Here is a 3,078-nt window from a genome sequence, read left to right as displayed (position 1 = left end):
GGCCGAGCGCTCCGCCCCCGCGGTCGGCGAGGCCCACACCGAGCTGCCGGACGACCTCGTCCCCGCCGACCCCGACCACGCCCAGGCCCTGCTGCGCACCGCCACCGCCGAACTCGCCGACCGCACCGAGCGGCTGGAGGCCGCCGGTTCCGCCCACCGCGAGCTGGTCCGCGCCCATGACAGCGCCCACCAGGCCGCCGCCGACTTCGAGGAGATCGCGGCCCAGCTGCGCGACGGCCTGCGCGACACCGCGGGCGACGAACCCGAGCAGCCCGCCGAGCCCCATCCCGGCACCCTCGCCGAGGCCCGCTCCGCCGCGGCCGACACCCGTCGCACCCTGCGCGCCGCCGCCGCGGACCTCTCCGCCGCCGAGACCGCCGTCCGTGACGCCGCCGACGTCCTGGTCCGGCACGCCAACGCAGCCCGCTACGAGGCCGTGCGGACCCCAGCCCGCCAGCAGATCCGCGAACTGCCCGCCGCGGCCCTCCCCGACCACGCCGCGGCCTGGGCCGCCGCCTTCGCCCCCCGGCTGCGGGTGCTCACCGACGAGCTCCAGCAGCTGGAGCGCAACCGCGACTCCATCGTCGACCGGCTCCGCGGCCTGGTGGAGACCTCCCTCACCACGCTGCGCGCCGCCCAGCGGCTCTCCCGGCTCCCCGACGGCCTGGGGGAGTGGTCCGGCCAGGAGTTCCTGCGCATCCGCTTCGACGACCCCGACCACTCCACCCTGGTGGAGCGGCTGGGCGAGGTCATCGACGAGGCCACCCGCGCCGCCGTCCGCAAGAACAGCGACCTGCGGCGCGACGGCATGACCCTGCTGCTGCGGGGCGTCCATGCGGCGCTCGGCCCCCGGGGTGTCTCGGTGGAGATCCTCAAGCCGGACGCGGTGCTGCGCGCCGAGCGGGTCCCGGTCAGCCAGATGAACGACGTCTTCTCCGGCGGGCAGCTGCTCACCGCCGCCATCGCCCTCTACTGCACCATGGCGGCGCTGCGGGCCAACGACCGCGGCCAGGCCCGGCTGCGCCACGCCGGGACGCTCTTCCTGGACAACCCCATCGGCCGCGCCAACGCCACCTATCTGCTGGAGCTCCAGCGGGCGGTCGCCGACGCGCTGGGCGTCCAGCTGCTGTACACCACCGGCCTGTTCGACACCACCGCGCTGGCGGAGTTCCCGCTGATCATCAGGCTGCGCAACGACGCCGACCTCCGGGCCGGGCTGAAGTACATCTCTGTGGAGGAGCATCTGCGCCCGGGCCTGCCGACGCCGCCCGACCCGGAGGCCCCCGCCGTCCACGGCGAGATCACCGCCACCCGGATGTTCCGGCGCCCGGCGGAGTCGCCGGTACGTCCGCTCTGACCGCCGCCCCGGGCGGGCCGGCCGGGGCGCGGCCGTGGCGGCTCCGCTCCCGGGGGCGCGACGGCGGGTGACCGGTCCGGCCCGCGCGCAGGGCTCCGTCCAGCTCAACGGCAAGGTGCTGCTGGGCCGCTTCCGGGCCCACCGACGGGCTCGGCGCCCTGCGCCTCGGCGTGTGCCAGCGCCTCCCGCAAGGCGGTCAGCTGCGCCTGGATCGAGGGGTGGCCGGGCTCGTCGGCCGCGGCGAAGTGCGTGGTGCGAACGGGCCCCGCCGGGAGCCTCCGCGGCCGGGTTCAGCGGTAGGCGCCGAGGAAGGCGGCGACACCGGCGGCGGCGTAGTGGTCGAGTTCGGCCTGGGTGTGCTGGGGACTGCCGTGGAACATGGCCCGGTTCACCGGGATCCAGAGCAGCAGTCCGGAGAAGTGCTGGGCGGCCAGCAGCGGATCCCCGACCCGGAGCACCCCTTCGCGGGTGAGGCGCTGGAAGGTGGCGGCCAGGGTGGCCAGCACCCGTTCGAAGCCCTGCTCGTACCAGGCCGCGCCCAGCCCGGGGAAGGCGTCGGCGTTGGCGATGACCAGCCGCCGCAGCTGGAGCACCTGAGGCTGGGTGAGGGCGGCGAGGAACTGGCCGGCGAGCCGGGTGAGGTTCTCCTCCAGCCGCCCGGCGTCGGCCGGGATGCCGGCGACCAGGTCCACCATGGCGTCGACGCGGTCGGTGGTGGCCAGGATGATCTCGGCGAACAGCTTCTCCTTGTCCGCGAAGTGCTTGTAGACGGTCTGCTTGGAGACCGCGGCCAGCTTCGCGATGTCGTCCATGCTGGTGCCGGAGTAGCCCTTCTCCAGGAAAACCTGGGTCGCAGCGTCCATGATCGCCCGGTGCTTCCGGGCCGACCGGCTCTGATCGTTGGCTTCCACACGGACTCCTCGTGGGTACTGGACAGTCCAGTTCTCGCGCGTCTACTGTAGCGCCCGGGCCGCAGCCAGTACCACACCGTCTAGTTCTGCCTCGGGGGGACACCACCATGACCTGCGTCATCGACACACCGGTCACCGCCACCGCCACAACCTCGGCCCGCCCGAGGACCCGCGCCCTGCTGGCCGGCGGCGTCGCGGCGGGCCCGCTCTTCCTCGGCACGGGCCTGGTCCAGGGGCTGACCCGCGACGGCTTCGACTTCACCCGCAACGCCATCAGCCAGCTGAGCCTCGGCGGCCTCGGCTGGATCCAGCGCACCAGCTTCGTGCTGACCGGCCTCCTGGTGATCGCCGGCGCGGCCGGGGTGGGCCGGGTGCTGCGCGACCGGCCCCGCGAGGTCCGGGCCGCTCGGCTGATCGGTGTCTTCGGCGCGTCGTTCCTGCTCGCCGCCGCGTTCACCGCGGACCCCGGCCGGGGCTTCCCCGCCGGTACGCCCGACACCCCGACCGCGGCACTGAGTTGGCACGGCGCCCTGCACATGGTCAGCGGCGCGGTGGGCTACCTCGCCCTCTGCGCGGCCCTCCTCGTACTGGCCCGCCACTTCGCCGCCCAGCACCGCCCCGGATGGGCCGCCGGCTGCCGCGTGGTTCCGCTCGCGGTCGTCGCCGGCTTCGCCGGCTCCTCCTCCGCCGTTCTCGCCTTCACCCTCGGTGCGGGCCTCGGCCTGCTGTGGCTGGCGGCCGTGAGCGTACGCCTGACCAGGGCGTAGGCAGTCCCCACAAGTCACGCCGGCAGCCGGCACCACCACCGCC

At 74.9% G+C, this 3,078-nt stretch carries 2 protein-coding genes and 1 pseudogene; 2 read left to right on the top strand and 1 reads right to left on the bottom strand.

Annotation, left to right across the window (positions count from 1 at the left end; all coding sequences use genetic code 11):
• Nucleotides 1-1,357, top strand: a pseudogene (locus AOK09_RS28510) (hypothetical protein); the annotation flags it as partial.
• Nucleotides 1,358-1,647: 290 nt separating this feature from the next.
• On the opposite strand, the gene AOK09_RS28505 reads toward AOK09_RS28510, so the two are convergent.
• Nucleotides 1,648-2,268 carry a TetR/AcrR family transcriptional regulator gene (locus tag AOK09_RS28505; RefSeq protein ID WP_175609358.1) on the bottom strand — a complete coding sequence of 207 codons (621 nt, stop codon included), beginning with the start codon at nucleotides 2,266-2,268 and terminating at the stop codon, nucleotides 1,648-1,650.
• 107 nt (nucleotides 2,269-2,375) lie between these two features.
• Here AOK09_RS28505 and AOK09_RS28500 point away from each other — a divergent pair, with 107 nt between their 5' ends.
• Nucleotides 2,376-3,035, top strand: coding sequence for a DUF998 domain-containing protein (locus AOK09_RS28500; protein WP_055590121.1), 660 nt, complete (start codon nucleotides 2,376-2,378; stop codon nucleotides 3,033-3,035).
• Nucleotides 3,036-3,078 lie beyond the last annotated feature (43 nt).

Source organism: Peterkaempfera griseoplana, from assembly GCF_001418575.1.
Lineage (GTDB): Bacteria > Actinomycetota > Actinomycetes > Streptomycetales > Streptomycetaceae > Peterkaempfera > Peterkaempfera griseoplana.
Note: the sequence above shows the minus strand (reverse complement) of the source record. Positions and strands in the feature narration are given on the sequence as shown.